Raw genomic sequence first — 22340 nt, forward strand, 5'->3', positions numbered from 1 at the left:
TCCCATACGCATGTTTAGCAAACATGTCCTTTCGGCCTCTCAGGCAACTCTCCAAACTCAATGAACGAAAATTTATTAAGCGGTTGCAAATGTAATTTATCATTCTATATTTTACAACTATTTCATTTCTTTTTTTAACAGCAAAAACAAATAACAACAAAAAAGGCTCACTTTCAACTAACTAGACTATACTAATCGTTGTAAATTAGCTGACATAAAGATTTATTAAGGTCTCATTTAAATAATTTATAATAAAAGTTTAGCTTTGCAGTACAAACACCCGAGGAGCTTACAGCCAAATTATATGGAGCGCAGCGGAGTAATACAACAATAGTATCATGAGTAAAAAAGTCGTTATAGTTTCCGCTGTGAGAACTCCCATAGGAAGTTTTATGGGGAGTTTATCTTCAGTTACTGCGCCTCAACTAGGAGCAATTGCTATTAAAGGAGCACTAGATAAAATTAATATAGATCCAAAATTAGTTGACGAAGTTTTAATGGGTAATGTAGTGCAAGCTGGAGTTGGACAAGCACCAGCAACACAAGCAGCTATTTTTGCAGGATTACCTAATACTGTTCCAGCTACAACTATTAACAAAGTATGTGCTTCTGGAATGAAAGCCATCATGCAAGGTGTACAAGCCATCATGAACGGCGATGCTGAAATAATAGTAGCAGGTGGCATGGAAAACATGAGCTTAATTCCACATTATATTCAAATAAGAAATGGAGTGAAATTTGGTCCAACTACTATGATTGATGGAATGCAAAGAGATGGTTTGCAAGATGCCTATGACAATAACGCCATGGGGGTTGCTGCTGATTTGTGTGCCTCTGAATACAAAATTACTCGTGAAGAGCAAGATGCTTTTGCTATTCAATCCTATGAACGATCTGCAAAAGCTTGGAATGAAGGAAAATTTGATAATGAAGTTGTATCAGTAACCATTCCTCAAAGACGAGGCGAACCTATTGTTTTTGCAAAAGACGAAGAATATACAAACGTTAAGTTAGATAAAATACCTACTTTAAATGCAGTCTTTACAAAAGAAGGAACAGTAACCGCAGCCAATGCTTCCACCATCAATGACGGTGCGGCAGCTTTGGTGTTAATGAGCGAAGAAAAAGCAAAATCGCTAGGTTTAAAAGCATTAGCGTATATCAAATCATATGCAGATGCAGCACAAGAACCAAAATGGTTCACCACTGCTCCAGCGAAAGCTTTACCAATAGCCCTAGAAAAAGCAGGTTTATCAATTAATGATATTAATTATTTTGAATTCAACGAAGCTTTTGCTGTAGTGGGTTTAGCCAATGCTAAAATCCTTGGTTTAGCTAATGAAAAAGTAAATGTAAATGGTGGTGCCGTTTCTTTAGGTCATCCTCTTGGATGTTCTGGAGCACGAATTGTAGTTACCTTAATCAACGTATTAGAACAAAACAATGCTAAATATGGTGCTGCAGCTATTTGTAATGGTGGTGGTGGCGCATCAGCCATTGTAATAGAAAGAATTTAAACAATTTTTAATTATCAATTATACTTAATGTTTGCAATCTGTAATCTTGCTATAATTCCTCTAAGAGCCGAACCAAGTGATAGAAGCGAAATTGTTTCGCAGGTTTTATTTGGAGAACACTTTGAAATTTTAGAAACACAAAATCAGTGGTCAAAAATCAAATTACAGTTTGATAATTACGAAGGTTGGGTTGATTCAAAACAATACCAAATTATCTCTGAAAAAAACTTTAAAGATTTATCTAAAGATGCCATCATCTTGAATGCTGATTTGGTCGAATATATATCAAATCCATCAAACACATTACTGCCTATTCCTTTAGGGGCTTCACTTTCTTTTTTAAATCATAGCGAAATCAATATCGATGGTTTTGAATTTGAAGGCATGCGTATCAGTGGTGTCAAAGAAAAAGCAAATTTAATTATTACTTCCTCTATGTATTTGAATGCTCCTTATCTTTGGGGTGGCAAAACACCTTTTGGTATCGATTGTTCTGGGTTTACACAAATGGTATATAAACTCAATGGATACAAGCTCCTGCGTGATGCCTCGCAACAAGCTACACAAGGAGAAGCTTTAAGTTTTATTGAAGAAAGTGAACCTGGTGATTTAGCTTTTTTTGATAATGAAGAAGGTAAAATTATCCATGTGGGAATCATGATGGAAAACAATTATATCATTCACGCCAGTGGTAAAGTGCGCATTGACAGATTAGACCATCTTGGTATTTATAATGCCGAACAAAACCGACATACTCACCGATTGCGTGTGATTAAGAAGATACTATAAACAGAAATGTAGTTTCGGTTATTTTATTTAATTAAATTCCTTTCAACACTTCTACCAAATAATCAATATCTTCTTCGGTATTATAATGACTAAAAGAAATGCGCAGACTCGGTTTTGTTAATTCATCTTCTGTAAGCATTTCTGCCAATACATGTGAAGGTTTAGCACTTCCGCTTTGACAAGCACTTCCTCTAGAAACAGCAATCCCTTTTATATCCAAGTGAAATAAAATCATAGCCGTTTTCTCTAGAGAAAATGGCAATAATACATTCACAATATTATAAAAAGTATCCATTCCGTTAAAAGTAGCTTCAGCAAAAGCATTTTGCAATTGAGTACAGCAATAGTTTTTCAATGCTAAAATATATTTTTGTTCCACTTCTAGATGCTGATAAGATAAATCTAAAGCTTTTGACATACCAGCTATTTGATGCACTGATTCGGTTCCTGCACGCCAACCTTTCTCTTGTTCTCCGCCAAAAAACATAGGTTGCAAGACCAAACTCTTGCGGACAAAAGCAAACCCAACTCCTTTTGGACCGTGAAATTTATGAGCACTGGCTACCAAAAAATCTATAGGTAATTCTTGTAAATTTATTTCGGTCTTGCCTATTGATTGCACTGTATCACAATGAAACAATGCCTTGTTTTGATGACACAAAGTTCCTATTTTAGTAATATCATGAATTACACCTGTTTCATTATTTACATGCATCAATGAAACTAATGTCGGTATTTCGATGTCGAGTAAATCAGTTAATTTTTGGTAATCTAATATCCCATCTCTTGAAACATTTACAAATTCAATCTCAATTCCAAATTCTTCATGTAAAGCTTGGATAGTATATAATGTAGCGTGATGTTCTACTTTTGAAGAAATAATTCTTTTTACTCCAAAATCTTTTATAGCACTTCTTAAAATCCAATTAGTAGCTTCAGTAGCACTTGAAGTAAAAATAATTTCCGAAGCAGCACAATGCAAATGTTTAGCAATAGTTTTGCGTGATGTCTCAATAACTGCCTTAGCACTCCTGCCGATGCTGTGAGTAGAAGAAGGATTTCCATACTCTTCTTGCAGTATTGAAACCATTTCGTTTATAACTTCTTGACGAATAGAAGTAGTGGCTGCGTTATCAAGATATACTTTTTTCATGGTGCAAATATAAAAAGTCCTGTTCTTAATTAAATTATAAAACATAATTTTAATAGCTTAAAAAACTTATTTTTGTTAAAAATTATACCATACTAATGAAACAAATAGCAAGTATCCTATTCTTAGTTTTTGTAATCAATGCCTGCGATGATGGCAACTTAACCGTAGATGCAATAGATTTTACAGAAGTTGCTGCCCTAAAATGTAGCGAGAAAGACGTTATCTATAAAGTAAAAGACAATGAATTGCTTTTCATTGAAATACCTGCTGCAACCTTCACCAATGAAGAAACACTAGAAGGTGCTCCTATCGCAGTTGATTTGTCAAGTACTGTAAAAGTAACCTACAGAAAATATAATGGAACCGTTTCTGCTTCTAATATTTGTCCTACAGTTCCAGATGCCATTCCAAGTTTAACTGAAGAATGGAAAGCAACTTCGGGAACTATCCTTATCACATCTTCAGCAATTAAATCGGTAAACTCCAGCACTGGAATAACCCAAATAACTGGCTATAAATATTATATCGTTTTTGAAGATATTGTTTTCCTAAAATCCGATGGTTCTTCGCAAACTTATGGTGGAACTACATTTGTTTTTGGTAATTATATAAAAAATGTAAGTCCTTTAGCTTTTGGATTTGATGAAGAAGTAAACAAAAGCACTTGTGACAATAGAATATTTAACTTCAACGGAAGTGAATCTTTGATCCTTGATGTGGACAATTTCACAACCCTTTTTGAAAATGCAACAACAACTACGCCAAGAGTAGCTTTACTAAGTGCTACTAATAAATTGACCTATAAATTATTTTCAAGCACTATAAATAATGCTTATTTCTGCGCAAGCACACTACCCGCAACCCCAACACTTACTCAAGAATGGAATGCAATTAATGGTATTGCTGATGTTAGCGGAATAATTGAAGTTACCACAATATTTATAGTTGGTTCAGGTTATCAACATACCATTCATTTGAAAAAAGTCACCATGAAAAGAGGAAATAGTGATTTCTACCTAGGCGATGATTATTTATATGGAAGTTTTGTAACCAATTAATAATCCCATCTCAAATGCCAACCGATTGTATTAGCTATCAAAAATCAGGATATTTTTCTAAACTAATTGTAGATTATTTAGAAGAGAAACTTGAATTGCAAAACACCTACAATCGTTTTCCTACAATCGAAAATTTCAAAGACCAAATCAAAGAGAAGGAAGCTAATTATTCCTACCAAAACAGAAGTGTTTTAGTAACTGCTTTAAAAAAACAATACGATAATATAGAAGTTTCAGATGCTACCAAAACCAATATTGAACTTCTTAATGAAACCAAAACTTTTACGGTTACAACTGGTCACCAACTGAATTTATTTACAGGCCCACTCTATTTTTTATATAAAATTGTTTCAACTATTACTCTTTGTAAAGATTTAAAACAACAGTATCCTGAGAAAAATTTTGTGCCTATCTATTGGATGGCATCAGAAGATCACGATTTTGATGAAATTAACTTTTTCAACTTCAAGAATAAAAAAATAAAATGGAAAACTGAAAGTAATGGTCCAGTGGGAAGACTTGCCACAAATGGTTTACAGGATGTATTGAATATATTTAAAAAAGAATTAGGTATTGGTGACAATGCAAAATATTTAAAAGACTTGTTTCAAAAAAGTTATCTAAATCATTCCAATCTAGCAGATGCTACTCGTTTTTTAACGAACGAATTATTTAGTGCTTATGGATTAGTACTACTTGATGGAGACGACCTTTCTCTAAAACAACTTTTTAGTCCTTTTATTAAAGAAGAATTGTTACATCAAACTTCATTTAATAAAGTAAATGAAACCAATACTTTGCTTAAAGATTATTCAATACAAGTAAACCCAAGAGAAATTAACCTTTTTTATATAGAAGACAATCTCAGAGAACGCCTACTTTTTGAAAACAATCAGTATAAAATTAATAATTCTAGTATCGTTTTCTCTCAAAGCGAAATACTAGCTTTACTAGAAAAAAGCCCAGAAAAGTTTAGCCCCAATGTTATCCTTAGACCTTTATACGAAGAAGTAATTTTACCCAATATTTGCTACATTGGTGGTGCTGGTGAAATTGCCTATTGGTTACAATTGAAATCCAATTTTGAGGCTAATAATGTCACCTTCCCAATACTTTTATTGCGCAACTCTGTGCTGCTGGCAAAAGAAAAACAAGTGCATAAGGCTGACAACTTAAAACTTTCGTGGGCTGACTTATTTAGTAATCAGCAAGAGTTGTACACCAAAAAAACTCAAGAATTATCAGCTTTTACTCTCGATTTTTCAGAACAAAAAGAAACATTGAAAAAACAGTTTGAAAAACTAAACTTAATAGCTTCCCAAACCGACAAATCGTTTATTGGCGCTGTAAAAGCTCAAGAACTAAAACAAATAAAAGGACTAGAAAACCTAGAGAAACGTTTACTTAAAGCTGAAAAACGAATGCATTCAGACCAACTAGAACGAATTATCCAGCTGCAAAATGAGTTATTTCCCAACCAAAGTTTACAAGAACGCAGCAACAACTTTTCTGAATACTACAATGAATTTGGGCAAGAGTTCATTAATAAATTAGTTGCAGAACTTAAACCTTTAAATCCTTATCATACCATTATTACCTTATAATCAAACAAATTTATTAAATAGAATATTTTTGTTGGTAGCTGTTTTATTTAAAATAAATTACATTACAAATAAAAGAATAAAATTATTTACACCAATTTTACAGAAATAGCAACATATACAAGTTTTCTGTTTTGTAAATATTACTTCTAGATTACATTATGTTGTAAATAAAATTTTAAAAAAGTGATGGCTGTGCTTTTAAATACTAATTTAAAAGACTTATTTTTGCATAATATTTTTAAATTTTAAATAAAGAAAAATGGCAACAAATAGAACTTTTACCATGATTAAACCTGATGGAGTTGAAAACGGACACATCGGTGGAATACTAAATATGATTACTGAAGGAGGTTTCAGAATCGTAGCAATGAAATTAACACAATTAACCGTAGCTGATGCTCAAAAATTTTACGCAGTTCACTCAGCACGTCCTTTCTTTGGTGAGTTAGTAGAATTTATGACACGTGGACCTATAGTTGCAGCTATTTTAGAAAAAAATAATGCAGTCGAAGATTTCAGAACCTTAATTGGTGCTACTAACCCCGCTGAAGCTGCCGAGGGAACTATACGTAAAAAATATGCAACCTCTATAGGAGAAAATGCTGTTCACGGTTCAGACTCTGATGAAAATGCTGCCATCGAAGGTGCTTTTCACTTTGCTGGTAGAGAGCAGTTCTAGAATAAAATCATTACATGCAGGATTAAATAGGCATTATTTAATTGCTAATTTCTTGACAATTCTGAAAAAGGAGAAAACTCAATAACCATTTTTAGCTTAACTAAATTTCTCCTTAGTCTGAATTAAAAATAAAAGTGTTACTTATTAAACTTTTCCATTTTTTATCTCTTCAACTATTTCTGGATTAAGTAAAGTTGAAGTATCTCCAAAGTTTGCATAATCGCCTTCCGCTATCTTTCTTAATAGGCGTCGCATAATTTTTCCTGAACGTGTTTTAGGTAACCCTGAGACGAATTGGATTTTATCGAGTTTGGCGATAGGACCAATTTGGTCTGAAATCAATTGATTGATTTCTTTGTATAGGTTTTCTTGGTTTCTACTCTCTCCTATTTCTTTCAGTATTACAAAACCATAAAGTGCATTCCCTTTTACATCATGAGAGAAGCCTACAATAGCACTTTCGGCAACTGCTGGATGTTCGTTAATAGCATCTTCTATAGGAGCTGTTCCAAGATTATGTCCAGAAACAATAATCACATCATCTACTCTACCTGTTATTCTATAGTAACCCACTTCATCGCGCAAAGCGCCATCGCCTGTGAAGTATTTTCCTGGAAAAGCTGTGAAATAGGTTTCTTTATATCGTTGATGATCACCCCAAATGGTTCTGGCGATAGATGGCCAAGGAAACTTGATACACAAACTTCCTGTTACTTGGTTGCCTTCTATCTCATTGCGCAATTCATCCATTAATACCGGTTGAATACCTGGTAAAGGTAACGATGCATAGGTTGGTTTTGTAGGTGTTACAAAAGCTACTGGTGATATCATTATACCTCCAGTTTCTGTTTGCCACCAGGTATCTACCAATGGGCAGCGTTTTCCTCCTACGTGGTCATTATACCAGTGCCAAGCCTCTTCATTAATTGGTTCACCAACAGAACCAATGACTCTTAATGATTTCAAAGGATATTTCTGCACATAGTCTAAGCTTTCTTTTGCTAGAGCACGAATGGCGGTTGGTGCTGTATAAAACTGAGTTACTTTATGTTTTTCGATTACTTCCCAGAAACGACTGTGGTTTGGATAAGAAGGTATCCCTTCAAAAATAACTGTAGTGGCTCCGTTTAGTAATGGACCATAAAGGATATAGGAATGTCCTGTTATCCAACCGATATCTGCTGTACACCAAAAGATATCGTTTTCTTCATAATTGAAGACATTTTTAAAAGTATACGAAGTATAAACCATATATCCTGCTGTGGTGTGAACCATTCCTTTTGGTTTGCCAGTAGAACCCGAAGTGTAGAGAATGAATAATGGATCTTCGGCATCCATGATTTCAGCCACATTATTAGGAATAGCTTCATCTAGCAAAGGTTGCAACCAAATATCGCGCCCTTCTTTCATTGTTACTGGAGTGTTAGTTCGTTTTACCACCAATACTTTACTTACACAAGGAGTCTTATCTAAGGCCTCATCTATAATAGCTTTCAAGTCTAAAGATTTATTACCACGGTTGCTACCATCTGAAGTAATAACCATTTTACATTCGCAATCATTGATTCTTTCAGCTACTGCAGAAGCTGAGAAACCGGCAAAAACAACAGAATGAATTGCTCCTATCCTTGCGCAAGCTAAAACAGCTACGGCAAGTTCAGGTATCATAGGCAAATAAACACAAACTCTATCCCCTTTTTCAATACCCTGCTCTCTCAATACATTTGCCATTCGAGCTACTCTGTCATAGAGTTCGTTATACGTAATATGTAAAGCAGGTTCATCCGGATTATTAGGTTCAAAGATGATGGCAGTTTTCTCTCCTCTTCTAGCCAAGTGACGGTCAATACAGTTTTTAGTGATATTGACTTTGGCTTCTGGAAACCATTTGAATTTGGCTTCTTGAAAATTAACTTCAAAAACTTTATCCCATTTTTGATACCAAGTGAAGTTTTCATCGGCTATCTTATCCCAAAACTTGCGAGGTTCTCGGATAGATTTATTATACATTTTGAAGTAATGTTCTAGGTTGTTTATCTTGAAATAACTCATAATGAAAGGCTTTTTATTTGAGTTTATAAAAGTAGTAAAAAATGGTTAAGGTTGATAGGAGTAAATCAAATCTATATTGAAGGTCTTTTACATGACTTCCTATTTTTATTTATTTCGTATTTTATAAAATAATTCTTAACTAATTTAGCTATAATTAAATTCAAATTTTTAATCAATGTCATTAATTTCATACTGCTTTTATCATTTGGGCTAAATTTAGTACTTTTGCAAGTATGATTAAAGTAGTAGTTCTTGGCGCTGGCAATGTAGCCCATCATTTAATTACCGCATTTCAAAAAGCTAGTGATATTAACGTATCGCAGGTTTGGGCAAGAGATAATGGTAGTTTTGAGCATCTCCTTCGATCTGAGTTTATTTGCAATGATTTATCACAGTTACAAAATGCTGATGTTTATATTTTAGCCATAAGCGATGATGCCATTATTTCGCTTTCAGCACAACTTCCATTTTCAGATAAATTAGTGGTGCACACATCGGGAAGCGTGGCTATGGAAGCGCTTAATGATAAAAATCGTAAAGGTGTATTTTATCCATTACAAACGTTTTCAAAATCAAAAACTGTAGATTTTAGAGCTGTACCCATTTGTTTAGAAGCAATAAATGATACTGATTATAAAACTTTGGAAAAAGTAGCTAAAGCGATTTCTAAAGTTACCTATACCATAAATTCAGACCAAAGAAGAGCGTTGCATTTATCCGCTGTGTTTGTGTCTAATTTTGTCAATCATTTATATCAGATAGGGCAAGAAATCTGTGAAGCAAACCAATTAGATTTTACTATTTTGCAACCACTTATACTGGAAACGGCAGATAAAATATTAACTCTTTCTCCCAAAGAAGCACAAACAGGTCCAGCCAAACGTCAAGACACTAAAACTATTAATGCCCATTTGAACTTTTTAACCGATAAAAACCAAAAAGAAATTTATAAATTGCTAACCAAATCAATTATCGATAATGGAAAAAAGTTATAAAGAAATCATGAATAATATTACTACTTTCATCTTTGATGTTGATGGTGTATTAACAGACAGTTCTGTTCATGTTACTGAAAATGGAGAAATGCTAAGAATCATGAACATTCGCGATGGTTTTGCTTTGAAAGCGGCCATAGAAAGTGGTTATCATGTATGCATAATTTCTGGAGGTAATAACGAAGGGGTTAGAATTAGGTTGAGGAACTTGGGTATTAGTGATATCTATTTAGCGTCACCTAACAAGGTAGTAACTTTTAATGAATATACAGATTTGTTTAAAATCAAACCCGATCATGTACTGTACATGGGCGATGATATACCTGATTTTCATGTAATGCAATTAGTAGGTTTGCCAACATGTCCGCAAGATGCTAGTCCAGAAATAAAAGCTATAAGTAAATACATATCTCACAAAAATGGTGGCAAAGGTGCTGTTCGGGAAGTAATAGAACAAGTCATGAAGGTACAAGGAAAATGGCACATGTATTATGACGGAAAACACGATTAATTCATAAGTATCCAATAACCAAATCAAAAAATAAGTTAATTAAGAACTTCATGAAATTCCTAAAACTCATTCGTTACCAAAACCTTTTGATGTTGGCTTTTATGCAACTGATTTTTAGATATGGTTATCTAAAATATCAAGATGTCTATTTGTTTTTAAATGATTTTCAATATAGCTTATTAGTACTATCCTCTGTATTAATTGCTGGTGCAGGTTATATCATTAATGATATAATGGACCAAGAAACAGATTATGACAACAAGCCAGAAAAAATTATAATTGGCAAAAGCATCTCTGAAACGATGGGCTATAATATTTATTTTTTGATGAATGTTACGGGTGTAGGAATTGGTTTTTATTTGGCTAACATCATTCAAAAACCAAGCTTTGGCGGAGTTTTTATCATCATAGTTACGTTGTTATATTTATATGCAACAAGTTTTAAAAGAATGCTACTAATTGGTAATATAATAGTGGCTTTATTAGTAGGTTTGAGCATACTTATTATCGGTCTATTTGATTTATTGCCTTTAACCTATGAAGTTAACAGAAGTGAAATGGGAAAATATTTTTCAGTCTTGATGGACTTTGCCATTTTTGCATTTGTTATTAATTTCATTCGAGAAATAGTAAAGGATATGGAAGATGTTTATGGTGATACTAATCAAGGAATGAGTACTTTACCAATAGTAATAGGAATAAAAAAAACTAATAAAGTTATTTTTGTTTTAGGTATAATGACTACTGTTTTTATTTTATTATATACCAATGATTATTTCATGAATTCTAAACTCTATTTTTTAGTTATTTATATGCTAATATTTGTAATTAGTCCTTTGGTATTTTTTAGCATAAAAATATGGAATGCTATTTCTAAAAAAGACTATCATTTTTTAAGTAATGTTTTAAAATGGGTAATGTTTTTTGGCATTCTTTCTTTAGGAATAATTACTTTAAATATGAAATACCGTGGGTAACAAAAATTTAAAACAGTATAAAATAATTTTAGCATCTGGTTCTCCAAGAAGACAACAGTTCTTTAACGATTTAGGTTTAGATTTTGAAATACGTTTAAAAGATATAGAAGAAATTTATCCTAAAAATCTTCAAGGTGTAGAAATCACAAACTACTTAGCTGAATTAAAAGCTGCTGCCTTTCAAGACGAACTTAAAGCAAACGAAATCTTGGTGACTAGTGACACTATAGTCTGGCATAATAATAAAGCTCTTGGAAAACCAACAGATTATGATGATGCTTTTTCTATTTTAAAAACATTATCAAATGAAACTCATGAAGTAATTACCTCTGTTTGTTTTAAAACTATCACTAAAACGGAAACTATTTATGATATTACCAAAGTTACCTTTAAAGAACTTTCAGATGACACCATTCATTATTATTTAGAACACTATAAACCATTTGATAAAGCTGGTGCCTACGGCATTCAGGAATGGATTGGTCTAATTGGAATTTCAAAAATTGAAGGTTCCTATACCAATGTAGTGGGGTTACCTACTGAAAAAGTATATCACTATTTGAATAATAGTATCTAGAAAAGCGAAGAATAGAGTAACTTTACTTATAATAACAAGTATGACTCAGAAAATGAAATTTCCTTTTTATATAAAACTAGCAAGTATATTACTTTGTTTAATGGGTCTTTTTACCATTGTATATTTTGGACAAGACATTATTTTTCCATTATTGTTATCATTACTTTTTGCTATCATCCTTCGACCAGTAGTTACTTTTTTAAACAGAAGATTACGCTTCAATCATTTTTTAGCTGTAGTCATTGCCATAGTCGTGTTTGTTCTATTATTTGTTAGTGTTTTTTATTTTATTTCTATTCAAATAAGTGATATGGCAAATGATTGGGGAACAATAAAAAATAATTTCTATTTTCATTTGGAACATTTTCAAGAACTTATTAGAGATAATTTTGACCTAAGTAAAAATGAACAAAAAAGATTTATAACCAGTGCTTCTCAAGGTAGTTTGGATAATGGAAAAGCTATTGTTGGAAGCACATTGAGTTCTTTTACCGACATATTGCTTACTATGACATTAATACCGATTTATACTTTTCTATTTCTGCTTTACCAAAATCATTTTATTACTTTTTTGTGCAAATTATTTAAACCTGAATACCACAAAAATCTAAGAGACGTTTTAGTTCACATAAAAATTGCAGTACAAAGTTATGTAGTAGGTTTAATAGTAGAAATGATAGGTGTTTCCATCTTAACCACAATTGGTCTATATATAATAGGTGTTGAGTATTTTATTTTGCTAGGTATGATTACAGGTATTTTAAATTTAGTTCCCTATATAGGTATATTGGTCGCTGGCGTAATCAGTATTTTAATTTCACTCTCTGGCTCAACTGATTTAACTATAATTTTTGGAGTAATTATTGTGAATATCATTGTGCAATTGATAGACAACAATATTCTTGTGCCGTTATTTGTCAATTCAAAGGTTCAAATCAATGCGTTAGTTTCTATTGTTGGCATCATCATAGGAAATGTATTAGGTGGTATCACGGGTATGTTTTTAGCCATACCAATCATTGCTATATTTAAAGTAATTTTTGATCGTGTCGAAACTATGAAACCTTGGGGTTATTTAATGGGGGATGATTTACCAAAAACATTTGAATGGCACAAAATTAAAATCCCTCATTATCATTATGACAACTCAACCGCCTCTATCAACTTTAATTATGACAATAACCCTGTCATTCCTGAAGATACTATAGAAGACAGCGATAAGAATAACATTTCAAATAGATTCGATTAAATAAAACTTAAAATAAGTGTAGATGTGTATTTCCTTATTTTTTTTTAAAATCAATTGATTTTTTTCACTATATTAGTATTGTTTTAATAAAAGTTACTATGAATTTTTTAAGTTATTTTGTTAATCACTAAATCTAAAAAATTATGAAATTTTTAAAATTATCATTGTTTTTATGTATCCTATTTACAACTACTCATTCCTTTTCACAAAATACGAATATGTCTAAAGCATCCTTACCTATAGACAAAAAAACAAATTGTTTTATCCGCTACCATTATTATCCAAATCTTGAAGCTTATTTTGATAATTTAAAAATGGTTTATTACTATTTTGAAGATGGTGATTGGCAAACTTCAGAAGAATTACCTACAAATTATGGTGGATATTCATTGTTTAATAAAACTAAAGTTATCATTACCGACTATGACGAAGAAAACCCACAACAGTTTTTAAAAGTCCATAAAAAAAAGTATCCATACAATGCTAAAGGAAGATTTTCTAAGGCTAAGACCTCCTCAAATTGAATAGATTTTGTTAAAAACAAATTAAATAAATCACTCCTTTTTATTTAATCTGTATATTTGAAGCTATTGCACATTAAAGTTGTAAACATGCAAAAGCACCACACTATTTATTTTGTTTTTTTTGCCTTTATTTTCCAAATTGTAGAGGCACAACAACCAGCAAAACCTGACGCTGTTGCCATTTATAACCAAATAAAAAAACTTAATTTTCTTGGCTCAGTACTTTATATTGCTGCACATCCTGATGATGAAAACACACGCTTGATTTCTTATTTATCCAATCAAATTAATGCCCGAACAGGTTATTTATCCTTAACTCGTGGCGACGGTGGTCAAAACTTAATTGGTCCCGAATTGAGAGAACAACTAGGATTAATTCGTACACAAGAACTTATAGAAGCACGAAAAATTGATGGTGGTGAACAATTCTTTTCACGTGCCAACGATTTTGGATTTTCTAAAAATCCAGTCGAAACATTGCAAATATGGGACAAAAACCAAGTACTAAGCGATGTTATTTGGACCATTCGCAAATTCCAACCCGATGTGATTATCAATCGTTTTGATCATCGTTCTCCAGGAACAACTCACGGACATCATACTTCCTCTGCTATGCTTAGTTTTGAAGCCTTTGACAAGGTTAATGATGCTGCCGTTTTCCCTAACCAACTGCAATACGTTTCAACTTGGCAACCTAAACGATTATTTTTTAATACTTCGTGGTGGTTTTATGGTAGCAAAGAAAAATTTGAAGCTGCCGATAAAACCAATTTAATCAACATGAAAATTGGGACTTATTATCCTTCTTTAGGAAAATCCAATCAAGAAATTGCAGCACTTAGTCGAAGTCGTCACCAGTCACAAGGTTTTGGTTCTACTGGAACTCGTGGTGAAGAAGATGAATATTTAGAGTTCCTGAAAGGTGATATACCAAAAGACAAAACTAATCTTTTTGAAGGCATCGATACTACTTGGAACCGAGTGAAAAATGGTAAATCTATTGGTGATATTTTAGCCAATGTAGAAAAGAATTTTGATTTCAAAAACCCATCTACTTCAATTCCAGAATTGGTGAAAGCCTATAATTTGATTGATCAATTAGCCGACAAACATTGGAGAACCATAAAATCAGAGGAAATCAAAAAGATAATTGCTGCTTGTGCTGGTTTATATCTTGAAGCTGTTTCTGATAGACAAGAAGTTACTCGAGGAAGTACATTAAAAATTAAATTGGAAGCTATCAACAGAAGTAATATTCCAATGAAATTAAATGGAATTGGAGCAGTTCCTGTTTATAGCCATAAAGAGGATCAAAAAGCTACCGATTTACAATTTAATATTCCCTATTCACAAAATATAACATTAGATATTCCTTATGATTTTGATTTTACTAACCCCTATTGGCTCAACCAAAAAGGAAGCATTGGCATGTATCAGGTGGTTAACCAAGAAAATATTGGGATTCCAGATGTGATACGTCAAGTGAAAGTGGGTTTTTGGATTGCAATAAATGGTGTAGAAATCCCTTTTGAACGAAACGTAGTCTACAAATACAACGATGATGTCATAGGTGAAGTCTATCAACCACTTGATATTGTTCCTGTGGCATCCTCTTCTTTTGCTGAGAAAGTATATATTTTTAACAACGACAGAAGTAAATTAGTTACTGTAAAAGTAAAAGCTGGAAAAGATACTGTTACCGGAAACGTGAAACTAAACGTTCCTCTAAACTGGGAAGTTTCTCCTACTGAAATACCGTTCAATCTTGATAAAAAAAATCAAGAAATGTTGGCAGTTTTTAATGTTTCACCTTCTAAAGAAGCAGGAGAAATTAGTATAAATAGTATTGTAGCAGTAGATGGACAAGTTTATGACCAAGAAAAAATAGACATCAACTATACCCATATTTACAAGCAAATGGTTTTAAAACCAGCAGAAGCCAAAGGTATTCGACTAAAAATCAAAACCAAAGACGAAAAAATTGCCTACATCATGGGTGCTGGCGATGAAGTGCCAAAGAGTTTAACTCAAATGGGTTACGAAGTAAGCATCCTAAAACCAGAAGAAATAACTACTGAAAAGCTACAAGATTTTGATGTAGTGATGACAGGCATAAGAGCCTATAATGTGGTTAATGCCTTAGCCTACAAACAAAGCATCTTATTGGATTTTGTCAAAAATGGCAAAACCATGATTGTACAATACAATACCTTAGATGATATAGTAACCAAAGACATGTCACCATTTCCTTTGAAAATATCACGTGATAGAGTCACTGAAGAAAATGCGGAAGTTCGATTTTTAGCACCCAATCATCCTGTGTTAAATTATCCTAATAAAATTACCGAAGAAGATTTTAAAGGGTGGAAACAAGAACAAGGATTGTATTATCCAAGTGAATGGGATGCTAACTTCACTCCTATTCTATCTGCTAATGATAAAGGCGAAAAACCCAAAGATGGTGCTTTACTAGTTGCTAAATATGGAAAAGGAAATTATATCTATACTGGTATAAGTTTCTTTAGAGAATTACCCGAAGGAGTTTCTGGAGCATTTAGACTATTAGCCAACATTATAGCCATTGGAAAATAATATGAGAACAGAAAAAAAATCTCTTTGGAAAAATAGTTACACTTGGTTATTAATTGCCAATGCTTTATATATAATAATCTTTTTTTTCTTAATGCAATTATTCTTTTAGTATGCAACAGCTTGATTGGATTATTTTAGTTGTAACACTACTTTTCATTGTTTTTTATGGGGTGCATAAAACCAAAGGGAGCAAAAATGTTGAAGAATACATTTTAGGCAACAAAGAAACACCTTGGTGGACAGTAGGTTTATCAGTAATGGCAACCCAAGCAAGCGCAATAACTTTTCTTTCCACACCAGGACAAGCTTATCATGATGGTATGGGATTCGTGCAATTTTATTTTGGATTGCCTATTGCTATGGTAGTTATCAGCATGACTTTTATACCTATTTACCATCGCCTAAAAGTGTTTACCGCCTATGAATATCTCGAACAACGTTTCGACCTAAAAACACGCTCTTTTACCGCTATCTTGTTTTTAATCCAACGTGGATTAGGAACAGGATTAACCATTTATGCACCAGCTATAATTCTATCGGCAGTTTTGGGCTGGAATTTAACATTACTCAATATCATCATAGGGATTTTAGTCATGATTTATACTTTTGCTGGCGGAACAAAAGCCGTAAACGTTACGCAAAAACAACAAATGTTCATCATCATGAGCGGTATGTTTATTACTTTCTTTTTGATATTGCATTTATTGCCCAATGATATGACTTTTTCCAACGCCTTGCATATAGCTGGTGCCAATGATAAAATGAATATCCTTGATTTTTCTTTTGACCCCGAAAATCGCTATACCTTTTGGAGCGGAATAACGGGTGGTTTCTTTTTGATGTTATCCTATTTTGGTACTGATCAATCTCAAGTAGGAAGATACCTTTCAGGGAAATCAACTAGAGAAAGCCAAATGGGTTTAATCATGAATGGTTTTCTAAAGGTGCCTATGCAATTCTTTATTCTATTAACTGGGGTGATGGTATTCGTTTTCTTCCAATTTAATCCGGTGCCTTTGCATTTTAATCCTGTGAATAAAGACGCTATCGAAAAATCTAAATATGCAGCAGATTACCATTCGCTAGAAAAACAATTATCTCAATTATCCGAAGAAAAAAAGGAATTCAATTTGCTATATATTGACCATTTAAATCAAAATTATGACAATCCAATTCTGAGAAAAAAACTGATTTCGCTATCTAGCAAAGAAAAAGATTTGCACGAGCAAGCTAAAGAAATTATAACCAAAGTTGATAGTAAAGCTGAAACCAACGATAAAGATTATGTTTTCATCTATTTTATCCTACATTATCTTCCTTCTGGGTTAATAGGACTATTATTAGCGGTGATTTTATCAGCAGCCATGTCTTCTTCTGCTTCTGGGTTGACAGCATTGGCATCCACAACGGCTATAGATATTTATAAAAGAAATGTAAAAGGTGAAAAATCAGATAAACATTATGTTGATGCTACCAAGTATTTTACCTTGCTTTGGGGCGTAATAGCCATTCTATTTGCCTGTGTAGGCACACTATTTGAAAACCTTATACAGTTAGTGAACATAGTAGGTTCTATTTTCTACGGAACAGTATTAGGGGTTTTCTTAGTTGGTTTCTATATCAAATTTGTGAAAGCTAATGCTATATTTTGGGGAGCTGTAATCAGCCAAACTACCATTTTTTTTATCTATTACTACACTATTCATATTTATCCAACCGGACAGGAAAAACTGGGTTATTTGTGGTTAAATTTTATAGGAGCAACTTTGACCGTAGTGATATCGATGCTATTACAATTGGGCTCCAATACAAAATCAAAAATAATGTTATAAAAAAACCACGAGTTCTATTGAGTTCGTGGTTCCTTTTTAATTTTTTAAAGTAAATTATTTTTTACTCCATTCTTTGATACTATCGTTATTCATTTTTACGTAGTCATCGTTTTTAGCTTTTTCAGCATTAGCTAATGATAATTTTGCTGTAGCAATAGCACCTGCTTTATCTCCTAATTTTCCTTGGATTAATGATTTTAATCTCAAATGCCAAAAAGGAACATCCTCTCCTGCTTTTGCCATACTCAAGGCTTTATTTACATATTCTAGGGCTTTATTCAAATCACCGTTAGATTGTAAGAAGTATTGAGCCGATGAAAAATAATCACCTGCTGATGGTCCTGCTAAAACTTTGTCAATGCTTGCCGTAGCCATTTTTTGAGTAGGCACTTCAAACTTTAAAGACGCCATAGTTTTTTCCCAAGAAATATCCAGAGTCCCACTATCATTAGTCAAATTATTAACCGAAATTGTTAATGATTCAACATTGTTTCCTAAAGCAATAGGATCAACAAAAGTGCTCAACGCTACTTTATTAGCATCCCAGTTGTCTGGTGTTCCCCAGTTGTCAGTATCAGTATAGAAAATCATTTCCCACATATCCGCTTTTGGCGAAGTGAATAAAGCATACTTTCCTTTTTTCAGGGTAGTCCCTTTGATTACAACATCTTCACTAAAAGTTACTGTTGTGTTAGCATTGGCTCCTGTTCGCCACAATTTACCAAAAGGAACTAAATCCCCAAATATAGTTCTGCCCTTAGCACTGGGTCTAGAATAATCTACCACTACTTCTGTCAAACCAACAGTTTGTGATAAAGACGCATGTGGACTTGGCGAAGGTGTTTTTACTTGTGCATTACTTACAAAATTGCCTAGTGTTATAGCTACTATAAAAATAATTTTTTTCATAAAAAAAGTTTTAGAAGTTTTTTCAAATTTACAAAGACTATAAGATGTCAAATGTTAAGAATAACTTAAAAATATATTTTGTTTATTATTTTAAAAAATAGATTAAACAATTTGACTAATTTTACAAAAATTATAGTTTAATAATGAAAATATACCGATTACATACCAAACAAAACTTACCTATAACTATTGATGAGGCATGGGATTTACTATCTGACCCAAAAAATCTCCAGAAAATAACACCTGAATATATGGGTTTTAAAATTCTTTCTGGAGCTGATAGACCAATGTTTCCAGGTCAAATTATTCAATATATTGTAACTCCTGTTTTGGGAATTCCAACTAAATGGGTAACTGAAATAACCCATGTGGTTGATAAAAAATATTTTGTGGACGAACAACGCTTTGGACCTTATGCTTTGTGGCATCACAAACATTTTATCAAGGAAATTGAAGGCGGTGTTGAAATGGAAGATATTGTGGATTATAAAGTTCCTATGGGAATTTTGGGTCAGTTAGTGCATCCTTTTTTGGTTAAACCAAAATTGAATGAAATATTTGAATACAGAAGAAAGAAATTAATAGAAATGTTTGGAGAATTTAAACAACAATAAAATGAAAAATATACTCTTAATAGGTGGTTCTTATGGCAACGGTCTAGCCATAGCCAAAGAATTACAAAACGAAAACAAAGTTTTTATTGCTTCAAGAACAAACGAAAATATAGCTGGAATGAATGTTACTCACATTCCTTTTGATGCCTTGACGGATACTTTAGATACCACCCAACTTCCCGAAGTAATTCATGGATTTGTGTATTGCCCAGGAAGTATTAATCTTCGACCATTTAGAGGACTGAAAATCGAAACTTTTGAAGCTGATATGCAAATAAACTTTATCAGTATGGTTAAAGTTATTCAATCCATTTTACCAAATTTGAATGCTGCGGAACAATCAAGCATAGTACTATTTAGTTCTATTGCTGCGAGTATGGGAATGCCTTTTCACACTAGTGTTGCAGCTGCAAAAGGTGCCATTGAAGGTTTTGCAAAAGCATTGGCAGCTGAATATGCACCAAAAATAAGAGTCAACGTTATTGCTCCTTCTTTAACGGATACTCCTTTAGCCGAAAAATTCTTAAGTAATGAGGAGAAAAAAGAAAAATCAGGACAGCGCCATCCTTTAAAAAGAGTTGGAACTACCGAAGATATGGCACAAATGGCTGGTTTCTTATTGAGCGATAAAAGCAGTTGGATATCGGGACAAATCTTCCATGTTGATGGTGGCATGTCTACATTGTTAGTAAATGCCTAAATCTACTTCATGAACATATTCTGGTTTCGACGTGATTTGCGATTAGAGGATAATGTGGGTTTGTTTCATGCCTTGCAAAGTGGTGAATCGGTATTGCCTATTTTTATTTTTGATGAAGACATACTTGCCCAATTGCCAAAAGACGATGCACGCGTCACTTTTATTCACCAGCAATTAGAAAAAATTCAAAAGCAACTTCTAGAAATTGGAAAATCATTAGCTGTCTTTCATGGAAAACCTATGGCAATTTTTCAGCAACTGATAGCTGAAAATAAGATTACTACAGTTTACACCAATCATGATTACGAACCTTATGCTCGCAAAAGAGATTTGGATTTGTATCATTTATTTAAAGAAAATAACATTGCATTCAAAACCAGTAAAGACCAAGTCATCTTTGAAAAAAGCGAAGTTGTTAAAGATGATAGCACACCTTATGTGGTCTATACTCCTTACGCTAATAAGTGGAAAGAAAACTTTAAGAAGACACATTTAATTAATTATAAATCAGAGGACTTACTAAATGAAATAACACTTCACTCCTATCCTTTTTTAAGTTTGAATGATATAGGTTTTGAAACTTCTACAATAAAAATAACACCTTTCGATATTTCCAATTCTTTACTTGATAATTACGAAGCTACACGTAATTTTCCGGCACTGAATAAAACTTCCTATCTTGGCATTTACCTACGTTTTGGAGCAGTTTCTATTCGGAAAATGATAGCCAAAGCTATTGAAAGTAAAAACGAGACCTTTTTTAAAGAATTGATTTGGAGAGAATTTTTTATGCAAATCCTTTGGCATTTTCCACATACAAATAAATCGAGCTTCCGTCCAAAATATGATGGAATACAATGGGATAATAACGAAGTTTTATTTCAAAAATGGTGTGACGGAAAAACAGGATACCCTTTTGTAGATGCTGGAATGCGAGAACTAAACGCCACCGGACACATGCACAACCGTGTACGAATGATTACGGCTAGTTTTTTGTGCAAACACTTGCTTATTGACTGGCGTTGGGGCGAGACCTATTTTGCTACTAAACTACTAGACTACGAACAATCCAGCAATGTAGGCAACTGGCAATGGGCTGCAGGCAGTGGTGTTGATGCGGCTCCTTACTTTAGAATTTTCAATCCAACGGAACAAATCAAGAAATTTGATAAAGATTTAATTTACATCAAAAAATGGATACCCGAGTTGGAAACTAATAACTATCCTCAACCCATTGTGGATCATAAAGAAGCTAGAGAACGTTGTTTACTAGTCTATAAAAAAGCTGTGGGATAAATTATTGATTTTTATAAAATTAGTTGCTTAATTATAAAGTGGTGTTTTTTATTCAACGTATAAAGTAAAATTAAATTCTAAAAAAAGAGGGGTGAATTTCCTCTCACTTGGAGGGGTGTCTATGGGCGGGGTGGTTTTTAACAGTAGTGCTCAATAATAAAAATCTCCAACGCCTTCATCACATTCTCTAAATCATGCAATACATTAAAATCATTTGTTCTAAAAACCGTTAATCCTAAAGACAATAAATAAGCTTCACGCTTTTCATCATATTTTTCTTTATCATTATGGCTTTCGCCGTCTATTTCAATCACCAATCCTAAAGTCTTAACATAAAAATCTACAATATAATTGCCAATTATTCGTTGCCTATCAAAATCAATAGTGTGAAACTTGCCTTTATGCACTTGTTGCCAAAATACAACTTCTGAGTAATTACCAGCTTTTCTTAATGCTCTTGCACGAGATTTTAATTTGATGTTAAAAGGTAAATTTTCAACAAAATTTCGTTTAATTGGAATTTCGTTTATATGTGTTAGAATAGGTGTCATGATTATGATATTTTCCACCCCGCCCTTCGGGCACCCCTCCGAGGGAGGGGAATAGTATACGGGTGTTTTACTAATGATTTAATAAACTCAAAGATATTAAAAATAAAAAGTATCTATAATTGCCACCCCGCCCTTCGGGCACCCCTCCATAGGAGGGGAAT

General features: G+C 33.0%; 20 protein-coding genes. 16 read left to right on the forward strand and 4 right to left on the reverse strand.

What is annotated here, in order from left to right:
• The first annotated feature begins 338 nt into the window (after positions 1-338).
• Positions 339-1517 (forward strand): acetyl-CoA C-acyltransferase, encoded by a 1179-nt coding sequence (locus ACOYLT_RS04330; RefSeq protein WP_422852625.1) that lies wholly within the window; start codon positions 339-341, stop codon positions 1515-1517.
• 27 nt (positions 1518-1544) lie between these two features.
• Complete coding sequence (locus ACOYLT_RS04335) at positions 1545-2306, forward strand: NlpC/P60 family protein (protein ID WP_422852626.1); 762 nt, start codon at positions 1545-1547, stop codon at positions 2304-2306.
• A gap of 31 nt (positions 2307-2337) precedes the next feature.
• Here ACOYLT_RS04335 and ACOYLT_RS04340 read toward each other — a convergent pair whose 3' ends face one another.
• Entirely contained in the window at positions 2338-3459 is a 1122-nt protein-coding gene (locus ACOYLT_RS04340) for a cysteine desulfurase family protein (protein WP_422852627.1), read from the reverse strand.
• 95 nt (positions 3460-3554) lie between these two features.
• On the opposite strand from ACOYLT_RS04340, the gene ACOYLT_RS04345 reads away from it, so the two are divergent.
• From ACOYLT_RS04345 to ACOYLT_RS04355, 3 genes are all read left to right on the forward strand, one after another.
• Positions 3555-4517 (forward strand): hypothetical protein, encoded by a 963-nt coding sequence (locus ACOYLT_RS04345; RefSeq protein WP_422852628.1) that lies wholly within the window; start codon positions 3555-3557, stop codon positions 4515-4517.
• Positions 4518-4531: 14 nt separating this feature from the next.
• A complete protein-coding gene (bshC, locus tag ACOYLT_RS04350) occupies positions 4532-6121 on the forward strand; it encodes a bacillithiol biosynthesis cysteine-adding enzyme BshC (protein WP_422852629.1) in 1590 nt (529 codons plus the stop codon).
• Positions 6122-6380: 259 nt separating this feature from the next.
• Entirely contained in the window at positions 6381-6800 is a 420-nt protein-coding gene (locus ACOYLT_RS04355) for a nucleoside-diphosphate kinase (protein ID WP_422852630.1), read from the forward strand.
• A gap of 144 nt (positions 6801-6944) precedes the next feature.
• On the opposite strand, the gene acs is transcribed toward ACOYLT_RS04355, so the two are convergent.
• On the reverse strand, positions 6945-8852 hold the full coding sequence (acs, locus tag ACOYLT_RS04360; RefSeq protein WP_422852631.1) for an acetate--CoA ligase: 1908 nt from the start codon (positions 8850-8852) through the stop codon (positions 6945-6947).
• A gap of 233 nt (positions 8853-9085) precedes the next feature.
• On the opposite strand from acs, the gene ACOYLT_RS04365 reads away from it, so the two are divergent.
• The 8 genes from ACOYLT_RS04365 (at position 9086) to ACOYLT_RS04400 (ending at position 18109) form a co-directional block, all read left to right on the forward strand.
• On the forward strand, positions 9086-9847 hold the full coding sequence (locus ACOYLT_RS04365; RefSeq protein ID WP_422852632.1) for a Rossmann-like and DUF2520 domain-containing protein: 762 nt from the start codon (positions 9086-9088) through the stop codon (positions 9845-9847).
• Entirely contained in the window at positions 9831-10358 is a 528-nt protein-coding gene (locus ACOYLT_RS04370; RefSeq protein WP_422852633.1) for a KdsC family phosphatase, read from the forward strand. The genes ACOYLT_RS04365 and ACOYLT_RS04370 overlap by 17 nt, the downstream gene beginning before the upstream one ends.
• 50 nt (positions 10359-10408) lie before the next feature.
• Complete coding sequence (locus tag ACOYLT_RS04375; protein WP_422852634.1) at positions 10409-11335, forward strand: geranylgeranylglycerol-phosphate geranylgeranyltransferase; 927 nt, start codon at positions 10409-10411, stop codon at positions 11333-11335.
• Positions 11328-11912: a Maf-like protein gene (locus ACOYLT_RS04380; protein ID WP_422852635.1), complete on the forward strand. Its 585-nt coding sequence runs from the start codon at positions 11328-11330 to the stop codon at positions 11910-11912. Before ACOYLT_RS04375 ends, ACOYLT_RS04380 begins: the two co-directional genes overlap by 8 nt.
• Positions 11913-11964: 52 nt before the next feature.
• Complete coding sequence (locus ACOYLT_RS04385; RefSeq protein WP_422852636.1) at positions 11965-13161, forward strand: AI-2E family transporter; 1197 nt, start codon at positions 11965-11967, stop codon at positions 13159-13161.
• 143 nt (positions 13162-13304) lie between these two features.
• Positions 13305-13685 carry a hypothetical protein gene (locus ACOYLT_RS04390; RefSeq protein ID WP_422852637.1) on the forward strand — a complete coding sequence of 127 codons (381 nt, stop codon included), beginning with the start codon at positions 13305-13307 and terminating at the stop codon, positions 13683-13685.
• Positions 13686-13772: 87 nt separating this feature from the next.
• On the forward strand, positions 13773-16277 hold the full coding sequence (locus ACOYLT_RS04395; protein WP_422852638.1) for a PIG-L family deacetylase: 2505 nt from the start codon (positions 13773-13775) through the stop codon (positions 16275-16277).
• 110 nt (positions 16278-16387) lie between these two features.
• On the forward strand, positions 16388-18109 hold the full coding sequence (locus tag ACOYLT_RS04400) for a sodium:solute symporter (RefSeq protein ID WP_422852639.1): 1722 nt from the start codon (positions 16388-16390) through the stop codon (positions 18107-18109).
• 54 nt (positions 18110-18163) lie between these two features.
• Here the strand turns inward: ACOYLT_RS04400 and ACOYLT_RS04405 are convergent, their stop codons facing one another.
• Positions 18164-19018, reverse strand: coding sequence for a DUF2911 domain-containing protein (locus ACOYLT_RS04405; protein WP_422852640.1), 855 nt, complete (start codon positions 19016-19018; stop codon positions 18164-18166).
• Between the two features lie 143 nt (positions 19019-19161).
• Between ACOYLT_RS04405 and ACOYLT_RS04410 the strand changes: the two genes are divergently transcribed.
• The 3 genes from ACOYLT_RS04410 to ACOYLT_RS04420 are packed head-to-tail and all read left to right on the forward strand — an operon-like array spanning position 19162 to position 21628.
• The gene (locus ACOYLT_RS04410) at positions 19162-19632 is read left to right on the forward strand and encodes an SRPBCC family protein (RefSeq protein ID WP_422852641.1); all 471 of its coding nucleotides are present in this window, start codon (positions 19162-19164) and stop codon (positions 19630-19632) included.
• A gap of 1 nt (position 19633) precedes the next feature.
• The gene (locus ACOYLT_RS04415) at positions 19634-20332 is read left to right on the forward strand and encodes an SDR family NAD(P)-dependent oxidoreductase (RefSeq protein ID WP_422852642.1); all 699 of its coding nucleotides are present in this window, start codon (positions 19634-19636) and stop codon (positions 20330-20332) included.
• Between the two features lie 9 nt (positions 20333-20341).
• Positions 20342-21628: a cryptochrome/photolyase family protein gene (locus ACOYLT_RS04420; protein ID WP_422852643.1), complete on the forward strand. Its 1287-nt coding sequence runs from the start codon at positions 20342-20344 to the stop codon at positions 21626-21628.
• 137 nt (positions 21629-21765) lie between these two features.
• On the opposite strand, the gene ACOYLT_RS04425 is transcribed toward ACOYLT_RS04420, so the two are convergent.
• Entirely contained in the window at positions 21766-22179 is a 414-nt protein-coding gene (locus ACOYLT_RS04425; RefSeq protein ID WP_422852644.1) for an endonuclease domain-containing protein, read from the reverse strand.
• Positions 22180-22340 lie beyond the last annotated feature (161 nt).

The sequence above is a fragment of the Flavobacterium sp. genome (genome assembly GCF_049318185.1).
Classification (GTDB): Bacteria; Bacteroidota; Bacteroidia; order Flavobacteriales; family Flavobacteriaceae; genus Flavobacterium.